The organism is Pseudomonas oryzihabitans (assembly GCF_014522265.1).
GTDB lineage: Bacteria > Pseudomonadota > Gammaproteobacteria > Pseudomonadales > Pseudomonadaceae > Chryseomonas > Chryseomonas aestiva.
The window spans coordinates 1,399,534-1,420,451 of sequence record NZ_CP017024.1; the positions used below are offsets into that span (position 1 = coordinate 1,399,534).

General features: G+C 65.3%; 14 protein-coding genes and 1 pseudogene. 6 read left to right on the forward strand and 9 right to left on the reverse strand.

Annotated features, from left to right (window positions below; all coding sequences use genetic code 11):
- The 3 genes from BGI51_RS06465 to BGI51_RS06475 form a co-directional block, all read right to left on the reverse strand.
- Positions 1–1,323 (reverse strand): HlyD family type I secretion periplasmic adaptor subunit, encoded by a 1,323-nt coding sequence (locus BGI51_RS06465; protein ID WP_187980635.1) that lies wholly within the window; start codon positions 1,321–1,323, stop codon positions 1–3.
- The gene (locus BGI51_RS06470; RefSeq protein WP_187980636.1) at positions 1,323–3,086 is read right to left on the reverse strand and encodes a type I secretion system permease/ATPase; all 1,764 of its coding nucleotides are present in this window, start codon (positions 3,084–3,086) and stop codon (positions 1,323–1,325) included. Before BGI51_RS06470 ends, BGI51_RS06465 begins: the two co-directional genes overlap by 1 nt.
- Before the next feature lie 123 nt (positions 3,087–3,209).
- The gene (locus tag BGI51_RS06475; protein WP_187980637.1) at positions 3,210–4,604 is read right to left on the reverse strand and encodes a glycosyltransferase family 4 protein; all 1,395 of its coding nucleotides are present in this window, start codon (positions 4,602–4,604) and stop codon (positions 3,210–3,212) included.
- A gap of 380 nt (positions 4,605–4,984) precedes the next feature.
- Here BGI51_RS06475 and BGI51_RS06480 point away from each other — a divergent pair, with 380 nt between their 5' ends.
- Complete coding sequence (locus BGI51_RS06480) at positions 4,985–6,154, forward strand: glycosyltransferase family 4 protein (RefSeq protein ID WP_187980638.1); 1,170 nt, start codon at positions 4,985–4,987, stop codon at positions 6,152–6,154.
- A gap of 52 nt (positions 6,155–6,206) precedes the next feature.
- Complete coding sequence (locus BGI51_RS06485) at positions 6,207–7,655, forward strand: hypothetical protein (protein ID WP_187980639.1); 1,449 nt, start codon at positions 6,207–6,209, stop codon at positions 7,653–7,655.
- Here BGI51_RS06485 and BGI51_RS06490 read toward each other — a convergent pair.
- Positions 7,636–8,559: a hypothetical protein gene (locus BGI51_RS06490; RefSeq protein WP_252977219.1), complete on the reverse strand. Its 924-nt coding sequence runs from the start codon at positions 8,557–8,559 to the stop codon at positions 7,636–7,638. The two genes, BGI51_RS06485 and BGI51_RS06490, sit on opposite strands and share 20 nt — an antisense overlap.
- Before the next feature lie 77 nt (positions 8,560–8,636).
- On the reverse strand, positions 8,637–10,025 hold the full coding sequence (locus BGI51_RS06495) for an MBOAT family O-acyltransferase (protein ID WP_187980641.1): 1,389 nt from the start codon (positions 10,023–10,025) through the stop codon (positions 8,637–8,639).
- Positions 10,026–10,177: 152 nt separating this feature from the next.
- On the opposite strand from BGI51_RS06495, the gene BGI51_RS06500 reads away from it, so the two are divergent.
- From BGI51_RS06500 to BGI51_RS06510, 3 genes and pseudogenes are all read left to right on the forward strand, one after another.
- Positions 10,178–11,329, forward strand: coding sequence for a glycosyltransferase (locus BGI51_RS06500; RefSeq protein ID WP_187980642.1), 1,152 nt, complete (start codon positions 10,178–10,180; stop codon positions 11,327–11,329).
- A gap of 50 nt (positions 11,330–11,379) precedes the next feature.
- Positions 11,380–11,760: a GtrA family protein gene (locus BGI51_RS06505; RefSeq protein ID WP_187980643.1), complete on the forward strand. Its 381-nt coding sequence runs from the start codon at positions 11,380–11,382 to the stop codon at positions 11,758–11,760.
- A pseudogene (locus BGI51_RS06510) lies at positions 11,757–12,736 on the forward strand (glycosyltransferase family 2 protein). The gene BGI51_RS06505 and the pseudogene BGI51_RS06510 overlap by 4 nt, the downstream one beginning before the upstream one ends.
- A gap of 13 nt (positions 12,737–12,749) precedes the next feature.
- On the opposite strand, the gene BGI51_RS06515 reads toward BGI51_RS06510, so the two are convergent.
- Genes BGI51_RS06515 through BGI51_RS06525 form a run of 4 tightly spaced genes read right to left on the reverse strand, consistent with a single transcriptional unit; the run spans position 12,750 to position 19,043 of the window.
- Positions 12,750–14,165 carry a DUF6311 domain-containing protein gene (locus tag BGI51_RS06515; RefSeq protein ID WP_252977220.1) on the reverse strand — a complete coding sequence of 472 codons (1,416 nt, stop codon included), beginning with the start codon at positions 14,163–14,165 and terminating at the stop codon, positions 12,750–12,752.
- Positions 14,117–14,425 carry a hypothetical protein gene (locus tag BGI51_RS23370; protein ID WP_252977221.1) on the reverse strand — a complete coding sequence of 103 codons (309 nt, stop codon included), beginning with the start codon at positions 14,423–14,425 and terminating at the stop codon, positions 14,117–14,119. The genes BGI51_RS06515 and BGI51_RS23370 overlap by 49 nt, the downstream gene beginning before the upstream one ends.
- Positions 14,422–17,697 (reverse strand): glycosyltransferase family 4 protein, encoded by a 3,276-nt coding sequence (locus tag BGI51_RS06520; protein WP_252977222.1) that lies wholly within the window; start codon positions 17,695–17,697, stop codon positions 14,422–14,424. The genes BGI51_RS23370 and BGI51_RS06520 overlap by 4 nt, the downstream gene beginning before the upstream one ends.
- Positions 17,694–19,043: a methionine biosynthesis protein MetW gene (locus BGI51_RS06525; RefSeq protein ID WP_187980644.1), complete on the reverse strand. Its 1,350-nt coding sequence runs from the start codon at positions 19,041–19,043 to the stop codon at positions 17,694–17,696. The genes BGI51_RS06520 and BGI51_RS06525 overlap by 4 nt, the downstream gene beginning before the upstream one ends.
- 329 nt (positions 19,044–19,372) lie before the next feature.
- On the opposite strand from BGI51_RS06525, the gene BGI51_RS06530 reads away from it, so the two are divergent.
- Positions 19,373–20,812 carry a cellulase family glycosylhydrolase gene (locus BGI51_RS06530; RefSeq protein ID WP_187980645.1) on the forward strand — a complete coding sequence of 480 codons (1,440 nt, stop codon included), beginning with the start codon at positions 19,373–19,375 and terminating at the stop codon, positions 20,810–20,812.
- Positions 20,813–20,918 lie beyond the last annotated feature (106 nt).

Below are 20,918 nucleotides of genomic sequence, written 5' to 3' on the forward strand. Positions count from 1 at the left end.
TTACTCCTCGATCATCGAACGCGCCATGGCATTGCGCGCCGGCTTGAGCAGATAGTTGAGCAGGGTACGGGCGCCGGTGTTGATCAGCACCTCGGCCGGCATGCCCGGCACCAGCTCGCGACGACCCAGGTCGGCGCGGCCCTTGTCGGTCAGGGTCACGCGTGCCAGGTAGTAGGGCGCACCGGTCCGCTCGTTGGTGAAACGGTCGGCGGAGATATAGACGACTTCGCCTTCGAGGATGGGGGTGGTGGCGTTCTTGAAGGCGCTGAAGCGCACCTCGGCCAGCTTGCCCAGTTCGATACGGTCGATATCGTTCGGCTGCACCTCGACCTCGACCAGCAGGTCGGCGCCGAGCGGCACGATGTCCAGCAGGTGGGTACCGGGCGCCACGACGCCGCCGATGGTATGCACCGCCAGGCCCATGACCATGCCGTCGACCGGCGCCTTGATCACCGTACGGTTGACGAGATCCTGCAAGGCCCCTACCCGCTCGCGCAGCTCATAGATGCGCGACTGGGTCTCGGCCAGCTTGTTGGCCACGTCGGATTTGAATTTCTGGGTGGTCTGCAGGATCTGCAGCTTGGTTTCCCCCATCTGCACCTTGGCGCGGGCGATGGCCGATTGCTGATCGGCGATCTCGGCCTGCAGGCGCGACAGGTTGCGCTCCTGGTCGCGCAGGCGCTCGTTGTTGACGTAGCCCTGCTTGAGCAGCTCGCTCAGGTCCTTGATCTCGCTGCCATAGGACTGCGAGAGACCCTGCTTGCTCTGGATGATCGCCGAGAAGCCGCGGATCTGCTGCTCGAGCTCGGCGCTCTTGTTCTTGAGGACGTCGATCTCACCCAGGCGCGCATTGCGCTGGGCGATGAAGATCTGCCGTTCGCTGTTGCGGGCTTCCTGGACGCGCTTGTCATCCTCGGGGAAGTCGCTGGTGCCGAAGGTCACGTCGTTGCGATCGTCGCGCTCGGCGATCAATCGCGCTTCCAGCGCCTGGGAGGCGATCAGTTGGCTGCGCGCCGCTTCGAGCTGGGCACGGGCCTGGGTATCGTCCAGGCGCAGCAGGACATCGCCGGCCTTGACGTGGTCACCGTCGTGGACCATCAGCTCCTTGACGATGCCGCCTTCCAGATGCTGCACGGTCTTGCGCGAACTCTTGATGGTCAGATAGCCCTGGGCGAGCACGGCGCTGTCGAGCGGGGCCAGGCCGGCCCAGAGACCGCCCAGGCCAAAGACGACGATCAGGATGATGTAGCCCAGTCGACGGACCGGCTTGTCGGAAATCTTCAGGCCCTCGGCCTCGGCTTCAGCGAGATACTGGGTATTCATCAGGCCATACCTCCCGATTGCTCAGTGCTGCCATCGGTTTTGGGCAGGGACTCGGTTTCAGCAGCGGCAACGGGCGTTGCCGCGGGGCGGCCCTGCAGTTGCGCCAGGACCTGATCACGCTGGCCGGACATGACGATCTGGCCATCGTTCATCACGATGAGGTTGTCGACGTAGGCCAGGACGCTCACGCGGTGGGTCACGATGAACAGCGTCGCGCCGGTCTGCTTGAGGCGCAGCAGCGCCGCGCCCAGGGCCTTCTCGCCCGCCTCGTCGAGGTTGGAGTTGGGCTCGTCCAGCACCACCAGCCGCGGATTGCCATAGACGGCGCGGGCCAGGCCGATGCGCTGACGCTGACCCCCGGAGAGGGCACCGCTATTGGCGCCGATGATGGTGTCGTAGCCCTGGGGCAGGCGCAGGATCATGTCATGCACCCCGGCCAGTTCAGCGGCCTCGACCACGGCCTTGGCATCCACCTGGCCAAAGCGGGCGATGTTGTCGCTGATGCTGCCGTCGAACAGTTCGATGTCCTGCGGCAGGTAGCCAATGTACGGACCGAGTTCCTCGCGCTTCCACTGGGCGATGTCGGCGCCGTCCAGGCGCACCTTGCCGCTCTGCGCCGGCCAGATGCCCAGCAGCGCGCGCGCCAGGGTCGACTTGCCCGCCGCGCTGGCACCGAGAATGCCGACCGAGGCACCCGCGGTGACGTTGAACGAGATGCCCTTGAGGATCGGCTGAAAGGCGCCAGGCGGCGTCAGGATCAGTTGCTCGACCGAGATATTGCCCTTGGGCGCCGGCAGCGACATGCGCGGCGGCTCGGCCTGCACGTTGCGCATCATCTCGTTGAGGCGGGCGTACTGGCCGCGGGCGGAAATGAAGCCTTTCCAGCTGCCGATCATCAGATCGATAGGCGCCAGGGCACGGCCCAGCAGCAGGGAACCGGCGGTCATCAGACCGGGGGTGATCTGGTGGTCGATGACCAGCCAGGCACCCAGGCCGAGGATCAGCGACTGCAGCACCATGCGCAGGGTCTTGGACAGGTTGCTCAGGGCGCCGCCGTGCTCGCTGGCACGCGCCTGCAGGCCCAACACGTGGGTATTGCGCTTGCGCCACTGCTTGAACAGGCTGGGCATCATGCCCATCGAGGCCACCACCTCGGCGTTGCGCAGGTTCTTGCTGGTGAACTGGGTCGCCCGGGCGTTTTCCTGGTTCGCCTCGGCCAGCCGCTTGCCGGTCAGCTTCTCGTTGGCATAGGCCAGGAGGATCAGCAGGATCGCGCCGAGCACGGTGAGGGCGCCGAACAGCGGATGGAAGAAGTACATCACCGCGATGTAGATCGGCAGCCAGGGGGCGTCGAAGAAGGCGAACAGCCCTTGCCCGGTCAGGAATTGGCGCAGGCCGGTCAGGTCATTGAGGGGTTGCGCCGAGGCCTGGGCACCGCCGGTATAAAGCGCCTGCTTGAAGCTGGCGTCATAGAGACGTTCGTTAAGCAACAGATCGAGGCGCGTGGAGACTCGGACCAGAATGCGCGAGCGGATCCACTCGAGGGCGCCATAGGTCGCCATCAGCAGCAGCATGATCAGGGTGAGCATGACCAGCGTGGTGATGCTACTGCTGCTCAGGACACGGTCGTAGACCTGCAGCATGTAGAAGGAAGGGACGAGCAGCAGCAGGTTGATGAAGAGGCTGAAAAAGCCGACCGTTAGAAAGCTGCCCTTGCAGGCAATCAACGCCTGCTCGAGATCTGTCTTGGGTTTGGATTGCATGCAGATACCAGCGGGGACAAGAAGGAACAAAACCGCAGGGTGCGGACTCTATCACAGGTTTTTGAGGGGTGTTCCCCCTACCCGCGGAGCCCGCGATCCTACCCGATGACCGGGGCCAGAGCCTTAAGCCTGCCTTATATCCGGGGTCTCGACGGCATCGCTGGCCGGCAGATGGCGCTGCTGCAGGATGCCCTGGCGGGTGCGCTCCACCAGTTGCAGCGAGGCCTCGCGCCAACCGACCCAGGCCCAGTCCTGCAGCGGACGTGCGGACGGGAAGCTGCCTTCGGCCTCGTAGCGCTCCACCTGAGCGGCCAGGGACGCCGGATCCTGCAGCTGGAAATAGGCCATGAAATCCCCACCCACCTCGCGGAACACGGGGATGTCGCTGGCCATGGCCGGCAAGCCGCGCTGCATGGCTTCCACCAGCGGCAGACCAAAACCCTCCACATAGGAGGGGAATACCAGGGCCCGGGCATTGGCATAGGCGTATTCCAGGCTGGTGTCGTTGGCGCCGTTGAACATGAACAGCCGGCGCTTGTATTCCGGATGGGTCTTGATGCGTTCGATCAGCGCCTCGGTCTTCCAGCCCACCTTGCCGATGATGCACAGGCGCACATCGGCGCCCCGGGCCCAGAGCAGGTCGAAGGCGTCGAGCAGATAGGCGTGGTTCTTGCGCGGCTCGATGGTACTGACCATCAGGTACACCGGGGTCTTGCCGTCGAACAGGCGCTTGACCTCCGGATCGCAGGCGGCACCGCTGCCATTCAGGTCGAGTTCCGAGCCCAACTGGAAGTAGCCGTGCCACTGGCGCTCAGCCGCGGCGCCGCGACGCAGGCGCAGTTCCGCCGCGACTTCCTGGCTGATGGTCTGGGAAATGGCCATGAAGCCGTCCGCGGTGCGGGCGATCCAGTCGAACCACTCATCGAAGACCTTGACCAGGTGGTTGTCGCAGAACTGCGGATGGGTGAGCGGGATCAGGTCGTACATCACCGAGACGATGCCCACTCCACGCGCCTTGAGCGATTCGGCGAGCTTGAAGAAATCGGCATGCCAGGAGGAATCCAGCAACACCAGCTGGTCACCGGGCTCGATGTCCAGAGGGGTGGCACGCTCGGGCTCTTCACCCGCCTGGTAGTCCTGCTCGCGCAGGATGTTCAGCGGCCACTGGATGACCTGGCTGGTCGCCCGGCACGGCCAGTACCACAGCCGGCGCAGCAGCAGGGAGCGGTCGGCGTACGGCAGCTTCTGCTCGACGCGGTCGTGCCAGCGCCAGAAGCGGTCCTGCAGGCGGTCCAGGCGGCCGATCCACTGCCGGCGACGGATCCGGCCCTCGTCGACCTCCAGCGGCTCCAGGCTGTTCACCCGGTAGAGCTGATCGTGCTTCATCATGACCGGAATGCACTCGACCGAGGGCTCCAGGTGCGGCAGCTGCTTGATGACGTTACGCACCACCCGCTGGATACCGGAGTTGTCGGAAGGGTGTTCGTAGACGTAGGTGCATTCGATCAGTAGACGCATGGCAACTCGCAAATCCTCGCTAGACCCGGGCAGGCCTGCCAGAGAAGGGCCGATGGAAGGCCGAAATGAAGGAGCGCCAACCGGAAAACTGCGGGGGCCGGCGTCTGGATCCGTAGGGACAAAATTGGCGGGCGATTATAAGGCCCAGGGCACACAGCGCCCAGCCCGGTCGTCTCGGCAACGTCAGGGCCGGTCATAAAACTGCTACCAGACGTGGACTAATCGTGGTCAGCCCGGATAATGCGTGCCTTTGCGCCAGGGCTGTCCGGGCGGCTAAGAGCGCTGGAAAGGCGTCCGGACCGATTCCTTCGGCAGAGCCTCCCGACGCCCCTCAACCGCCCTCGCGTGAGGGTGCGTTCAACCAGAGCTGTCGAGCACACATGAAGGTCTTCGTTTCCATCAATGTTCTCAAGCCGCCAATGACCGGTATTGGGCGCTATACGCTGCATTTGCTGGAGCAGCTCGTCGATCATCCCGCGGTGGAAGACATCAAGGCCTATGGTGACGACGGCCTCATGGACCGTGCCGCCTTGCGCGCCAAGCTTCAGCGACTGGCCGAAGGTGAAGCGCCATCGCCCACTCGGCTGCGCTACGGTCGGCTCCGGCGGTGGCTCGGGTATCGTCCCTGGCTACGCCGGCTCTACCGGGCACGATTGAACAAAGCCTTTCTCCCTTGGGGTGCGCAGCTGGATGGCTACGTCTATTGGGAACCCGGCTATTTCCTGCTGCCTTTCAAGGGCCCCAGCGTTGCCACGCTCTATGATCTTTCGCACCTTCGTCATCCAGAACTGCATCCCCCGGCGCGCATCGACGAAATGCGGCGTTTGATCCCGCACACCATCGAGGCTTCCACGCGCCTGATCACGATCTCGAAATTCATCCGTAACGATCTGGTCGACACGCTTCAGTTGAAAAAGCCTGTGGACCTGGTCAGCCCCGGAATCGCCGCCGACTTCTTCACCATCACCGATGTCCAGCGACGGGAATGCCGGCAGCACCTGGGCCTCCCAGGGCAGTTCATTCTTTCGGTAGCGACCCTTGAGCCGCGCAAGAATCTCGCACGCCTGCTACGAGCCTTCGAAAGCCTGCCGCCTGCCCTACGCCAGCGTTATCCACTGGTCCTGGCAGGCGCACCCGGCTGGCAGAATTCGGAGCTGGCCGAGCTGATGGCCAGGTTGCAAGAGGCAGGTGAGTTACTGTTCCTCGGCTATGTCGATCAACGCCATATCCCCGCGCTTTATGCCAACGCGACACTGTTGGCATATCCCTCGCTTTATGAAGGCTATGGCATGCCTATCGCTGAAGCCATGGCCGCTGGCTGCCCGGTCCTGACATCCACTGTGAGTTCGATGCCTGAGGTCGCCGGAAACGCTGCGGTATTGGTCGACCCCCTGGATGAGTCATCAATAGCAACGGGGCTCAAGCGTCTGCTAGAGGACGCGGACCTGCGCAACCAACTGACCGAGGCGGGCATCGTTCGTACGCGAGAAATGACTTGGGCCATTCGGGTCGAGGATCTCATCGCCAGCCTTACCGCGGCCGCGCCGTGAGCCCTGCGCATAACCGGCAAGACCTATACGAGAAGAGTTGATGTCTGTTTCCTTGAAGTCCAATACCGCCTGGTACCTGCTGAGTTTCATTGCGCTGTCGGTACTTTATTCCTGCTTCGCCACTCAGGTGCCGCTCAACTCCGACGCTGCATCGGCGCTGCTCGAAGCCCAGGATATCGCCGCCGGCAATCTGCTGCTGAGCGGCTGGAATCTGTCCACGGTCTCGTTCTACTTCACCGAAGTCCTGCCGTATGCGGTGCTGATCAAGGTGTTTGGCTGGCACCTGAGCTGGGCCTATGTGGTGCCCGGGATGCTGCTCGCCGGCGTGGTAGTGGTCGCGGCCCACCTCATCGTTCGCAAGCGCGGTATCGCAGGGCTACCGCCCCTGGTGATCGTGGCCGCACCCGGCTTTTTCGCCAGCAACCTGCTGTTGGTCCCCTGCATCCACATGGGCGCCTACCTGGCAACCTTGCTGGCCTGGTGGCTGGTAGAGACCTACGAAGAGCGCCAGGGTCGTTGGCGGCTGGCCCTGCTGACCCTGTTGCTGGGCCTCGTGCTCTTCAGTGACGACATCGTTCGCTATGTTCTGCTGCTGCCACTGCTCGCTGCCGTGCTGATCAAGGTGCGCCACAATCCGAAACTGTGGTGGGTCATCACCAGCTGCATCGCGGCGGTGCTCCTGGCTAAGCTGCTGGCCCTGATGGTCAAAGCCGCGGGCGGCTTTACCACGCCCGGCTTGCCACCGCTGAGATTCGCAAGCTATGCCGCCCTGTGGCAAAACCTCGAACTTACCTTGCAGGGCATGCTGGCGTTCTTCGACGCCGAGTTCTTCGATCAGCGGATATTTTCACACGGCGGCCTGAGCAAGGCCTTCCATGCCGCGATTGCCTTTGGTTTCTTCGGCGCGCTCTACTGGATCGCCAGGCAGCGACGGGCACTGGATACGCTAAGCACCGGCTGCCTGCTGGGCGCGGCCATCCTGCTGGGCGCCTATGTGCTCAGCAATCTGCCGGTGAACCTGATGACCACGCGTTATCTGGTTCCGGTATTCATCCTCGGCGCTATCGTCCTGGGGCGTCATCTCCTGATTGAACGCAGGATGGTTGTCCTGGGCAGTGGCATTGCCCTCGCCTATGCAGCCACCATTCTGGCCGTGCCGAAGTGGGACTACAGGACACCCAACCGCAGCTTTCCGCTTGCCCAGGTATTGCTCAAGCACAACCTGCAGGACGGTTACGCGACCTTCTGGAATGCCAGCGTCAACGCCGTCGTTTCAGACGCTGAAATCTCACCGATCATTATCGATGCCGAAGGGGCAAAGCCCTTCGACTGGCTATCAAAGCCCGAATGGCACCATAACGGCGGCAGCTTTCTGATCTGCGATACCGAGCAGCAGGTTATCCATGCCATTCGCCAACTTGGCGTGCCGGAACATCAGGAAAAGGTCGATGGCAAATTCCTGCTGATCTGGAAGGGTCCCGTCAGCCTCCAGCGGCCCTGACGAAACCACAATGCGCCGAAGAAGACCGTAACAAGGCGATCAACCGTGCGGTATGTCTTTGGCGCGCCTCGGCCGTCAGGTGATAGTTGGTATCGAAGAAGTCATCCGCCGGGTACATGAAATCCAGCGGTCGCCCCAGATACGTCAAGCCATGCGCGCGGGCCGCTGCAGGGAGGCCCTCATAAAAGGCCCGCTCGACCGGATCGTCATGATAAGCCGGCCGATCGAGCATGGCAGGGGGTACGAACACCGCGCAGCCACCGGCCCTCTCCACCTCCTGGGCAAAGGCCTGCCAGAGCTTCCAGCTGCCACTCAGCGCTGTGGCCTGAGCACCGTAATGCTGGACCGCTGAGTGAAGCGCGCCAGCGAACAGCTCAGGACTACGCTCCTCATGCCGACTCAGGGCCTGGTCGCCCCGCTCATCCAGATGCTGCGCACCATAGAGTCCTGCCACCTGAAAGCCTGCCGGCACGCCGCGATAACCCTGGACCACGCGTTCCAGCGGCGTCATCGCCAGAAGCTTGGCCAGTCGCCAGGGATTCAGGCCATAGCTGACTGGATGGCTCAGCCAGTATTCCAGGTAGACCTGGTTCACTTCGAAGCGATCGTGATAGAGCGGGTACTCCAGCGGCAGCAGTACCCAATCCCCGGGCTTTACCGCCTGACGCGCGTAGATCAGCAGATAGGGACTCAGGATGCCCGCATTGACCCCCAGGTTCACCACAGGCCGGCCGAAGGCCTGCTCGAGCTGGGGTGAGTCGATGCCGAACATGGCACCCGATCCCGCGACTACCACCAGCTTGGGCGCTTGCACACTTGCCGCGCGGGCCAGCTTCTTGGCATAGGCGCCCTCGACCCAGAGGTTGTTGACGAAGGGCCGGCCAAGCTGGCCTGCGACCAGCATGACCCAGGCGACGCCAAAGCACAGGCAACCGATGAATACTCCCAGGAAAAAGCGTCTGGTACGTCGCATGATGATCGCTAGAAATTGAAGTAGAGAAAGGCTCGGTCCGGGCGGGCGAGCATCGCCTTGGCCACCAGCAGCACCAGGATGGCGCCCACCAGACCCCGCCAGATCGGCGACAAACGCAAGGCGATGGTGAACGCACGGGGCGCCACCACGCATACCCCCAGCAGCAGCGGTGCCGCCAGCCAGAGCGAACGATCGAGATGCAGGGCGGATGCTTCCACCAGCAACACCCCCAGCCCAGGCAGACTCGGCCAGCTCCACTGCCCCAGAGCGGTGATCAGGGTCAGGGCATGCGCCAGGTCACTGGCCCGGAACGGGATCCAGGCGAGCATCACCATCACCAGCGTCAAGGCCCAGGCCAGGGGTCCCGGAAGGCGCCAGGGCGAAAGCCAGCGCCAGGCATGATTCAGACAGAGCAACGTGCCGTGGGCGGCGCCCCACAGGATGAATTGCCAGCCAGCGCCGTGCCAGAGTCCGCCCAGGAGCATGGTGATCAGTAGACTCAGCCACTGACGGCCCCGCCCATGGCGGCTGCCGCCCAGGGGAATATAGAGGTAATCCCGCAAAAACCGTGACAGCGAAATATGCCAGCGTCGCCAGAACTCGATGATCGAACGGCTGCGATAGGGAGAGCGGAAGTTGATGGGCAAGCGAATGCCGAACATCAGCCCCAGACCTACCGCCATGTCGGCATAGCCAGAAAAGTCGAAATACAACTGCAGGCCATAACTCAAGGCGGCCAACACAGCCTGGGGCGCAGCCGGCTGGGCCAGGTCGAACAGGCCATCTACGCCGGGCGCCAGGCTGTCGGCGAGCAGCACCTTTTTGGCCAGCCCCAGTACGAACAGCGTCGCGCCGAGTTGCCAATGCCAGGGGCGAGTGGCAAACCCGCGCTCGATCTGCGGTAGCAGGCTGCTCGGGCGGCAGATCGGGCCCGCGATCAGGTGTGGAAAGAAACTCACGCACAGCATGAAGTCGCCCAGCCGCCCCGGCGCCGCCAGCCGGCCGCGGTAGAGATCCACCTGCCAGGCGATCTGCTGGAAGGTGTAGAAGGAAATGGCCAGTGGCAGCACCCATTGGCCGGGCAGACTCAGCCCGGCCATGCCGGCAAAGAAGCCCAGGTACTTGTAATAGGCCAATAGCCCCAGATTGAAGACCAGAGCCCCCACCAGCCAGCGCCGGCTGCGGTGTCGCCATACCTGCACGCCCAGTCCGTAGTTGACCAGCATGGAGGCCAGCAGCAGAAAGAGGTAGCGCCAGTCCCAGAAGGCATAGAACAGCCAGGAGGCTGCCAGGAGAAAGAAGACTGAGCTCTGCCGCCCCAGCCGGCGCACCCCTAGAAAGCCCAGGAAGGCGAGCGGCAGGAAGACCAGCAGGAAGGCGAAAGAGCTGAAGACCATGGCGAGAGTGGCGGCAGTTGGACGAGGGCCGGACGGCGCTGGCGTGAAGCCGGGCACTCTAGCATGAAGCCAAGGCGGCCTGGCGTCAGGGAGCCAGGCCAAACCGCATGTTAGACTTCGCGCCCCTCAGGCTGCCGTGGCGCAGGATCCGCATGCGTGTCCTCCATGTATTCAAGACCTACCTCCCCGATACCCATGGTGGTATCGAGCAGGTGATACGTCAGATGTGCGGCGCGACGCGCACGCTGGGGGTGAGCAATCGGATCCTGACCCTGAGCGAACAGCCCTCCCCTGAATGCATCGAGGTCGAGGGCATTCCGGTGCAGCGGGTGCGCCAGGACGCCAATATCGCCTCTACCGGTCTATCCCTCGCGGCCTTCGGCGCCTTCGCCCGGGCGGCGCGCGACAGCGACGTCATCCACTATCACTTCCCCTGGCCGTTCATGGACGTGCTGCAACTGGCGGTGCGGCCGGGCAAGCCCTATGTGGTCAGCTACCACTCGGATATCGTCAAGCAACGCCATCTGCTGCAACTCTATCGCCCCCTGCAGCGCCACTTCCTGAGTCGCGCCAGCCGGATCATCGTGGCCACCGAGCCCTATAGGCGCAGCAGCCAGGAGTTGCGCGGCCTGGAGGCGCACACCGAGGTCATTCCGTACGGTCTCGACGAAGCCAGCTATCCGGCGCCGTCCCAAGAGTGCCTTGCGCAATGGCGCCAGCGCCTGGGTCCGCGCTTTCTGCTCTTCGTCGGCGTGCTGCGCTATTACAAGGGCCTGCACCTGCTGCTCGACGCCCTCGCCGACCTGGACCTGCCGCTGGCCATCGTTGGCGACGGACCGGAACGGACCGCGCTGGAAGCCCAGGCCCACCGCCTGGGCCTGCGCAACTGCCACTTCCTCGGACGCCTGCCGGAAGAAGACGTGGCGGCGCTCTACCGCCTCGCCGAGACCTTTGTCTTTCCGTCGCACCTGCGCTCGGAAGCCTTCGGCATGGCCCTGCTGGAAGCGGCCATGTACGGCAAGCCGCTGATCAGTTGCGCCATAGGGTCGGGCATGAGCGAGATCAACCGGCACGAACAGACCGGCCTCGATGTGGCGCCCACCTCCGCCGCGATCCGGGAAGCCCTGCTGCGGCTCTGGCAGGCGCCGGAAGAGCGGGCACGTTTCGGCGCCGCCGCGCGCGCCCATTTCGAGCGGCACTTCCAGGCGGATCAGTTGGGTCGACGACTCGCGACGGTCTATGCGCAGGTAGCCCCCGATGCCGCTAGCCCAGGTACGGCAGACGGCTACAGACACCCTCGGTAGACTCTGCCGTTCAATTCATCCTGCCGCGTCCCCGGAGGTCAACCACCCTCATGTCCCTGATGCAGATGCTCAACGACGATCGGCTCAGACCGCTGCGTTTCATCCTGGTGGGCGGCCTTGCCACCCTGGTCCATATCCTGGTCGCAGGCACGCTGCTGGCACTTTTCGCGCTGCAGCCCTATGGAGCCAACCTCGTCGCCTTTCTGGTGGCCTTCGGCGTGTCCTACTGCGGTCACCGCTACCTGACCTTTGCTCGCCAAGGCTCGATCCTGCGCTTCTTCGTCGTGGCGATCGCCGGGTTTGCGCTCAACAATCTGCTCCTGACGGGTCTACTCGCCCTGGGACTGTCTGCGTTCCTGGCGATCGTCGTGGCCACCGCGCTGGTCCCCGTCTTCAGCTATCTGGCTTCTTCGCTTTGGGCTTTCCGATGAAAACGACGCCGCAGCTTTCCCTGGTTGTTCCGGTCTACAACGAAGAATTGGCCATCGGCCTGTTCTACGATGCGGTCTGCCATCATCCCGAGCTCAGCCAGCTGTCGCTGGAGCTGGTCTTTATCAACGATGGCAGCCGTGACGCCACCGCGCAGCAGCTCGACCTGCTGCACGCCCGTGACGAGCGCGTGGTGGTGCTGCATCTTTCCCGTAACTTCGGCAAGGAAGCGGCGCTCTTCGCCGGCATCGAGCACGCGCGGGGGATGCCGTGGTCCCCATCGACGTGGACCTGCAGGATCCCCTGGATGTAGTGCCGCGCCTGCTGGCGCAGTGGCGCGACGGTGCCGACGTGGTCCTGGCCAAGCGGGTCGACCGTAGCAGCGACACGACCTTGAAGCGTTTCACCGCCGAATGCTTCTATCGCCTGCACAACCGGATCACCCATACCCCCATCGAGGAGAATGTCGGTGACTTCCGGCTGATGAGTCGCGAGGTCGTGGAAGCGATCAAGGAGATGCCCGAGCGCAATCTTTTCATGAAGGGCATCCTGTCCTGGGTCGGTTTCGAGACACGCATCGTCGAATACCAGCGTGCCGAACGCAGCGCCGGTACCAGCAAGTTCAACGGCTGGAAGTTGTGGAACCTGGCCCTGGAAGGCATCACGTCCTTCAGCACCCTTCCCTTGCGCCTCTGGACCTATCTAGGCGGCGCCGTGGCCTTGTTCGCTCTGGCCTATGCCGCCCTGATGGTTTTCGAGAAGCTGCTGTATGGCAACCCGGTACCCGGCTACCCCTCGCTGATGACCGCCATCCTCTTTATCGGCGGCGTGCAACTGATCGGCATCGGCGTGCTGGGCGAGTACATCGGCCGCATCTACATCGAGAGCAAGCGCCGGCCACGCTATGTGATCAAGCGCGAACAGAAGCCCCGCGGTACTGCGCAGCAACCGGTGACCGAAAAAGAAACATCGCGTTGAATGCAGGCGCCCGTCAGGGCGCCTCGATCCGGCACACCGTGCCAATGTCTTCTTCGCGGCACCACTGGCCATAGTGCCCGCCCATGGCCTGCTCGATCCGTTCGCGGGAATAGGCATTCTCGCTACGGCCGAAGACGAAGAGCTGGCCAGGCCGCAGGGGCCGATCCAGCACCGCCGCCTTGGTCGCGCAGTCGCCGACCACCCGGGCGATGAAACCGGTGTTGAGCGGCACGGCGTGGAGTGCGGAAAAGTACTGGAGAAACAGCGCATCGAAGGGTTTGCCGCCACAGCCGTAGTTGGGTAGCAGGTGGACCTCGGTCGCCGAGGCGACCCGCGCATCCCAGGTCGCACGGTCATAGTCGAAATGGGGTTGGCGGCTGGCCGCCTCCACCAGGTAACCCCGGTGATGGCGAGTATCGGCGTACTGCACCACGATCAGCGCCAGCAGGGCCAGACGCCAGACACTGGACGCCCGGGTGAGGTAGAAGCCCAGAGCCAGGATCAGCAGGCCATAGCCCACCGGCCAGAAGAACCGTCCCGAGCCCCGGAAGATACGCGCCAGCTGCTTCACGCCGGGTAGCAACGGGTACTCGAAGAGCGCCGTCCCGCCCAGATACACGCGGTTGGATAGCGCATAGAGGGTCAGCCCGATGAAGACCAGCAGCAGCACCCAGTGCTGACGGCACTGCGACAGCAACCAGCGCGGTGCCAGCAGCAGGATGCTCAGCAGCATGGCCAGCAGGCCAACGCCGAGGTAGTTGTGGCCGTCGATCTGCAGCCCGGTCGCATCCAGGACCAAATCGCCGGAGGGCAGGAACACGCTGGGCGCCAGGTGGGTTCCCAGGAACGGCGACAGCAGGTTCATCGAGGATTCGATGTAGCCCACCTCAGCCGGTGGCATGCCCTGGCTGAAACTCAGATAGCCCAGTACGTACAGCACCAGCGCCAGCAGGGGCAGCGGCGCGACCAGGGCCATGGCCACCTTACGCCAGGGGCTGGACTGACGAACGCCAATGGCCAGGGAGGCAGCGCCATACAGCGGATAGAGCATGGCGATCAGATAGGGGTGGATGGTGGCCGACAGCACCAGCAGCGCCGTGCCATAACGCCAGAATTGCCCGGGAACCAGTTGTCCGCGCGATAACCGAGCGTAATGCGCCAGCATCAGGATCATGAGGAATTGCGCATTGAGCGCCGCGTGGGGAATCCGGATCATCAGCGCCGGCATCATCAGCGCGAACAGCGTACCGCCCAGGAGCGCTGCCGGAGTACGGCCGCGAAAGGACGCCGCGGCATAGGCGCCCGCGAGCCCCTGGAGCAGGTAGCAACCCAGCGTCCAGACGCCGAAGTAGTGACTGCCCGGTGGCAGCCAGGGATAGATCACCTTGAACAGGATGGCCGCCAGCGGAATGCTGTCGGTATAGGCCACCGACAGGCCCTCGGGGCGTTGAGCAGCCGGGTATAGAGCAGCGGGAAGCGCCAGCGGTCCTGGACGAAGGCCCACATGCCGGTGATGTGCTGCGTCGGATCGGTGCGGTTGTCGAAGAAGAAGCCCGAGTGACCGGTCAGAAAGTCCCACGGAAAGATGCGCGCGATGTACAGCACCCCCAGCAACAGGGCCAACCCGTAGTAGAGGGTACGGCCCATGGGCCGGTCGAGAACGGCCAGGCGGCCGGTAACAGCAGTCATGAAAGCTCCTGAGCCTTTGAACGATCGCGAACGGCTTGTTGAGCCAGGGCGCGGAACAGCCCGTCGATACGGTTGGAAATGGCTGGCCAGGCGTGACTGCGCAGCCATTCCCCCTGCCGCGCCGGTCGCTGGGCGGCCAGATGCTCACGCAGTCCCGTGGCGATGGCCTGGGCATCGGTACCGGGCAGCCGGTAGACCGCCTCGTCGACGTCCTCGAAGATGTCCAGCGGCGTGCAGAGCACCGGCTTGCCGGCCAGCAGGCCCCAGCGCACCGCAGCGCTGGAAGACTCCTGGGTGTGCTGGTAGGGAAAGACCACCACCTCGGCCAGGCTCAGCCAGGCCAGGGATTCGCGGTCGTCCAGGAAGCGGTCGATCAACCGGGCACGGCCTTCCAGGCCCAGCGCCGCGATCCGCTGGCGGCACTCCTCGGCCAGGGCCGCGCTTTCCGGTACCGGGTACTGGGCGTTGACCAGCAGCAGGTAGAGGTCGTCGTGCTCGGCGGCGACCTCGGCGAAGGCCTCGATCAACTGCAGGATGCCCTTGGGCGGCAGCAAGAAGCCGTAACTGGCCACGATGCGCCGTCCGGCCAGGGCCTGGGCCTCGTCCGGCAGTTCCAGCGCCTGGGGCGGCGGCATCACCCCGTGGGGGAACAGCATCAGGTTGTCGGCCAGGCCAAAGTCCTTGAGGCGATTGAGGTCGTGGCTGCTGTGCACCAGCAGGCGACTGCTCTGGCGCAGCGCCAGGCGCAGTTGCCGCAGGCTGCGGTGATCGCCCGGCCGGTCGAGATCGGCGGTGGAATGGAAGGTAACCAGGGTGCGGATACCGCGCCGATGCACCTCGTGCAGGAAGCGGGCGAAAGGCACCAGGCCGAAGAAGCCGAAGTTGAACTGGATCAGCAGGATGTCCACCGGCTGACGATCGAGGGCCTGCAGCAGATCGTCGAGCGAATCCTGGCCGCCCTGATCCCAGACCCGCTGGATCTCCTGCCCTTCCGGATTGATCAGGGCGACGTGGCGGTTGGCGAACACCTGGGTGGCCGCCAGGGGGCCGGCGATCAGTTGCTGGCTATAGCCGGCGATACCGCAGGCGCTGTTCCAGGTGGTGACGGTGCCGACCCGGGGCTGCGGCTTGCAGGGCGGCAACGCCCGGACCCGGGCGATGGCGGCCTGGGTGCGGCGGGCGACCTGTTCCCAGGTGTAGTCCCGGCGAATCAGGCGGTCGGCCCGCAGCAGGCGCGAGCGCACCAGGGCCTGCCAGCGGCCTTCGCGGCGCGCGGCGGCGAAGTCGGCCAACAGCCGCGCCAAGTGATCGGTATCCGGCTCGGCCCACAGCGAGCCGCTCAGCTGCATGTGGGTCTGGGCGCGGGTAAAGCGGTAATCGATGAGCCAGCTGGTCTCGGGCGTACAGAAATCCGTCTGGCCGCCATAGCCGGTGGTGACCACGGCGCACTCGTGCAGCATGGCTTCGGCCAGGGGCAGGCCGAAGCCCTCGCCGCGACTGGGCGCCACCAGCACATCGGCCCAGACGTAGAGGGCGCGTATCGCCGCCTCGGGCAGATCGAGATTGAACAGCTCGACCGCCGGCGCCGCCGGATGCCGCGCGCGCCAGGCCGCCAGTTCGGCGGCGATATCGTGATGGGGGTTGGGAAAGGTCTTGATGACCAGCACCACGTCATCCGCCGCCGTGAAGGCACGGGCATAGGCGTCGAGCAGGACGTCGACGCCCTTGCGCGGAAAGCAGGACGAGATGTGCAGCAATTTCAGCGTCGTGGTACTGCCGGGCAGCGCCCGACCAAGCAGCGCCGGCTCCGCCGGGGTGCGCAGGATATGATCGGCGCCCAGGCCGACGGTCACCACGGGCACGTCGACGCCATTGTCCTCCAGCACCCGGGTCACATAGGACGACATGCTGGTGACCAGCTGCAGATAGCGATTGAAGCCGGCCACGGCCTCCACCGGCAGCAGGGATTCCTCCCAGCCATAGCAGGACAGCACCCGGACCTCGCCCGCCATGTCGCTCACCCGTGGCGGATAGAGCAGGCGCAACACGGCGGCTGCCGGCTGATCGGCACGGGCATGGGCCGCGGCGCTGGCAGGGTCGGCGGCGAGAAACTCGGGGGACACGGGAATGGGCCCCGGACCTTCGGTCGCTCGCAGCGCCACGCTGGCGCCGATGGCGGCGAAGCCCCGGGCCAGTTCGCGGTTGACCACCGCCAGGCTGTAGCTGCTGTCGAACGGACCTTCCAGGCGCACCTCGACGCGCGCTTGCCGGGGCTGCGGCAGCCGGATTCCGTCCGCCAGCAACTCATCCGCCAGCCAGGCGTAGAAGCCTTCCGCCGTCCAGCGACGGGCCTGATCTTCAGCCCGGCGCTGCACCCCGTAGCGCAACGCCGGATTGTCCATCAGGCGTTGCAGGACATCCGCCGTGTGCGCGGGCGCGGTGGCCGCCAGCGGCCAATAGCCGTCGCCGAGGATTTCGCGCCCTGCCCCGCTCTGGGCATTGCCCACCAGCGGAATGCCCAGCGCCAGCAGGCGCAGCAGCCAGGCCGGATCGGGCCTGGGCTCCAGACTGAATGCCAGGTCCACCGCAGGCAGCGGCTCCTCGGCGCGCAGCACGGTCAACTCCACCCGCTCCATGGCGGCCATGCCAGCCAAAAAGTCGGCGCGCGGCGCCGGCTGCTCATCGCCATAGACGCACAGCCGCCAGGGGGCACCCGGCAACTGAGCCAGCTGCAGCAGTCCGCTGACCGCTTCCGCGTGCTGCAGCTCCAGCGCGTGCACGAGCACGGTGAAGGGACGGGGACGATCCAGATCCAGGGGCGCCGGAACCGGCGGCACCTGCCACTGCAGTTGCTCGACCCGGCGGACCGGCACGGTAACGTCACGGGCATAGAGGGCTTCCAGTACGCCCGGCTCGCCACTCAGGACGCCACGGATGGCGGGCTGTCGGGCAATCACCTCGGCGAGGCCAACGGCCTCCACCTGGGTACCCGGCAAGACCAGGATCCGCCCCTGGCAGCGCGCCAGGCGACGTGCCTGAGCGGATTGCAGCTGGCCGTGCACCAGCAGCACTTCGTCCACGCCGGCGCCGGCATAGTCAGCGAGCGGACGCAGGTCGGCAGGCCCCTCCGCCGGCGGCTCGTCGGTATAGATGTCCGCCGCCAGACCGGCCCGGCGAGCGACGTCACGCAGGCCGAGCAGATAGGTCCAGCCATAGGGTCCGGTCAGGGGCCCCAGGACCCACTGGTGGAAGGTGGCGAGGGGCTGGGTCATGCCGTTTCGGCTCTGAAGGCCGACACGGCATAGTGTTGCCAGGTCAGGGGCTCCGCCTGCTGGCCCTCCAGCAACAACTCGGCTTCCAACGGCCGCTGAATGGCCACCTGGGCGAAGCCCTTGTGCTGGCAGAGAAACTCCAGCAGCGGCGCCGGCAGCGGCCGCTGCCGGGCGGGATCGAGCCAGAAGGCGCAGGCGCTGGACGCCTCGGCGGGATCGAGCGCCTGCAACAGCAGCAGGCCGCCCGGGACCAGGACCCGGAGCGCTTCGTCGAGCAGGGTGGAGAGCTGTGCCATATCCAGTCGATCCGCCAGCTCGAAGGCGCACAGCGCCCCGATGCTGGCTGCCGGCTGTTCGCTCAGCCAGCGCAGAGCCTCGCCCTGCACGACCGGCAGACCCTGGGCCACGGCCTGGGCGACCACTTCGGCATCGGTTTCCACACCGAGGCCGTTGACGCCCTGCGGCAGGTTCGCCAGCCACTGACCGGCGCCACAGTCGAGCTGGACCAGGGGCAGGCCCTGGCGCACCGGCAGGCATTCCTGGACCAGCGGCAGATAGAAGCCGAGCAGGCCGCGCAGGGCCTGTTCGTCCAGGGCGAAATGCTCACGCAGGGTGCGTTCCAGGGCCAGCGGTACGCCGAGCGCGGCGCTTTGCGGCGCCAGCGGCAGGGCCGGTGCGGCTTCGAGTAGATTCAGGCGCATCCGCAGCTCCTGCTCGCCACGATCCAGCTGGGCTTGGGCCTGGGCCAGCTGCGCCTCGACTTGGGCCAATTGGTGCTCCAGCTCGCCCAGGCGCGGCTCGGGCGCCTGATCCTGCAGCACCTGCCAGCGCTGCTGATGCCACTCCAGCAGGTTGCTCTGCTGCTGCAGCAGGATCGCCTGCAAGGCCAGCTGGTTCTGCCAGCGGTAGTAGCGGGCATTGTCGCGCTGCTGCCGCCCCGGCAGGCCGGCCACCTCCAGCATCAGGCTCAGCAGTCGCCCGATCACCGGCACCCGGCGCAGCTTGCGCTTGAGCAGCGCACGGCGCAGTCCCGGCGCGGCGGCGCCATGGCGCTGCCCTTCCGGGCTGAGATGGATGGCCGCCAGCAGATCGAAACGATCCTCGCCGCTGCGCAGCCGGGTCAGGTAGTGGGACAGCCGCTCCGGCTCGATGGGATGCCCGGTCAGGTAGTGATAGGCCGCGCGCACCAGGGCCTCGTCGTCCAGCTCCTGCAGGGCCTCCCAGGTGGGCTCGGCCGGCGCCGCGGCCGGCTGCAGCGCCTGGGTGCGCTGGCGAATGTCGGCGATCAGGTTGGCGAGGTGATCGTCGAGACGGGAAAGATCCAGGTCGGGGCCAGGGGTAGACATCGCGGGGGCGCTCGGTCGGACAGGAGGGAGACGATGGCCAGGCCATCGCGAGGAGACGGCAAGGATACCCGCTCGGGCGCCCTGGATGAACGTCTCCGCCCGTTCCCACCGCCGACACCTCGTCGGCGCCCTGGCAATCGGGGGTCAAGAAAAGCGGGGCCTGGCCGAATCAGCGAGGAGAGACGAAACGATTGAGCCCTGGCACAGGATTTGAAACTGGGCCGGTAAGCGTCAAGAAAGCGCCAAATCTTGGCTGAGGACAGTCGCCAGAATTTTGTAGTTGGCAGGCCGGGCAGGAGCCCGGCGGCAGCACCTATCCCGGTACCCTCATGACCCTTCGCAAAACCCTGGCCGCCCTGGGCGGCATCCTGACCCTTGGCGCCCTGCTGGGCGCTGCCGCCCCCGCGCGTGCCGTGGAGCTGGTCGGCCTCAACCTTTCCGGCGCCGGCTTCGCCAGCCAGGTGCTGCCGGGCCTGAACGAGCGCAACTACATATTTCCGGTGGAGGCCTACTTCCAGCAGTGGAGCGCGCGCGGCGTCAAGCTGGTCCGCTTCCCGATCATCTGGGAACGCCTGCAACCCAGCCTGGGCGGCGCCTTCGATCCGACCTATGCCGGCCTGATCGATCGCACCTTCCTCTATGCGCAGAACCACGGCATCAAGATCATCCTGGATCTGCACAACTACATGAGATACCGCGGCACGGTGATCGGCACCGGCAGCGTCGGCTACAACCACTACCAGGATGTGCTGACCCGCATCGCCCAGCGCTGGAGCAGCCAGGCGTCGCTGTATGGCTACGACATCATGAACGAACCCCACGACGCCACCGCCCAGTGGCCCGTGGCCGCCCAGTACGGCATCAACGGCGTGCGCAGCGTGGACAACGTGCGGCCGATCTTCATCGAGGGCAACGGCTGGGCCGAGGCCACCCGCTGGCCGCAGTGGAACGACTCGCTGCTCGCCCTGCGCGATCCGGTCAACAACCTGATCTTCGAAGCCCACACCTATTTCGACGGTGACGGCGGTGGCGGCAACTATTCCAACACCAGCGCCGCCGCCTATGCGGACGACTATGGCGTGCAGCGGGTTCGGCCCTTCGTGGAATGGCTGAAAAAGAACGGCAAGCGCGGCTTCATCGGCGAATTCGGCATACCGGATAGCGATCCGCGCTGGAACGTGATCATGGACAACATGCTCGCCTACCTGAAGCAGAACTGCATCCCGGCCACCTACTGGGCGGCCGGCCCGGGCTGGGCCAACTACAACATGTCGGTGGAGCCGGTGAACGGCCAGACCCGTCCGCAGTGGCCGACCCTGGCCAAGTACCTGGATGGCAGCAGCTGCAGCACTTTTGGTCCTGGCGCCCAGGCGCCCAAGAGCGCCAGCCAGGCCGATCTCAATGGCATCCAGCAGCTGTACCTGGCGTACATGGGCCGCGCCTCGGATCTGGCCGGCCTGCAGTACTGGGCCAACCGCGTCGCCTCCGGCGAGATGAACGTGGGCCAGATCGCCGCCAGCTTCACCGAAAGCCCCGAATACCGCGGTCAGTACCAAGGCCTGAGCAATGCGGCACTGGTCAGCAAGGTCTACACCAACGTCATCGGCCGCAGCGCCGAAACGGCAGGTCTCAACTACTGGGTCGGCGAGCTGAGCAACGGCAACGTCAAGCCGCAGACCCTGGTGCTGGCCATGGTGCGCGGCCTGGGCGACAGCGACAAGAGCAACTTCGACGCCCGCACCTCGGCGGCCTTCAGCAACATGAAGTGAATCCCCGGCTCCGACCAGGCCTCTGGTGATTCTGACGAACCGCTCTGGAAAGAGGCCAGCGAACTTCGCTAGCCTCTTCTGCCGCCTCGGTGGCGAGCCGCCCTGC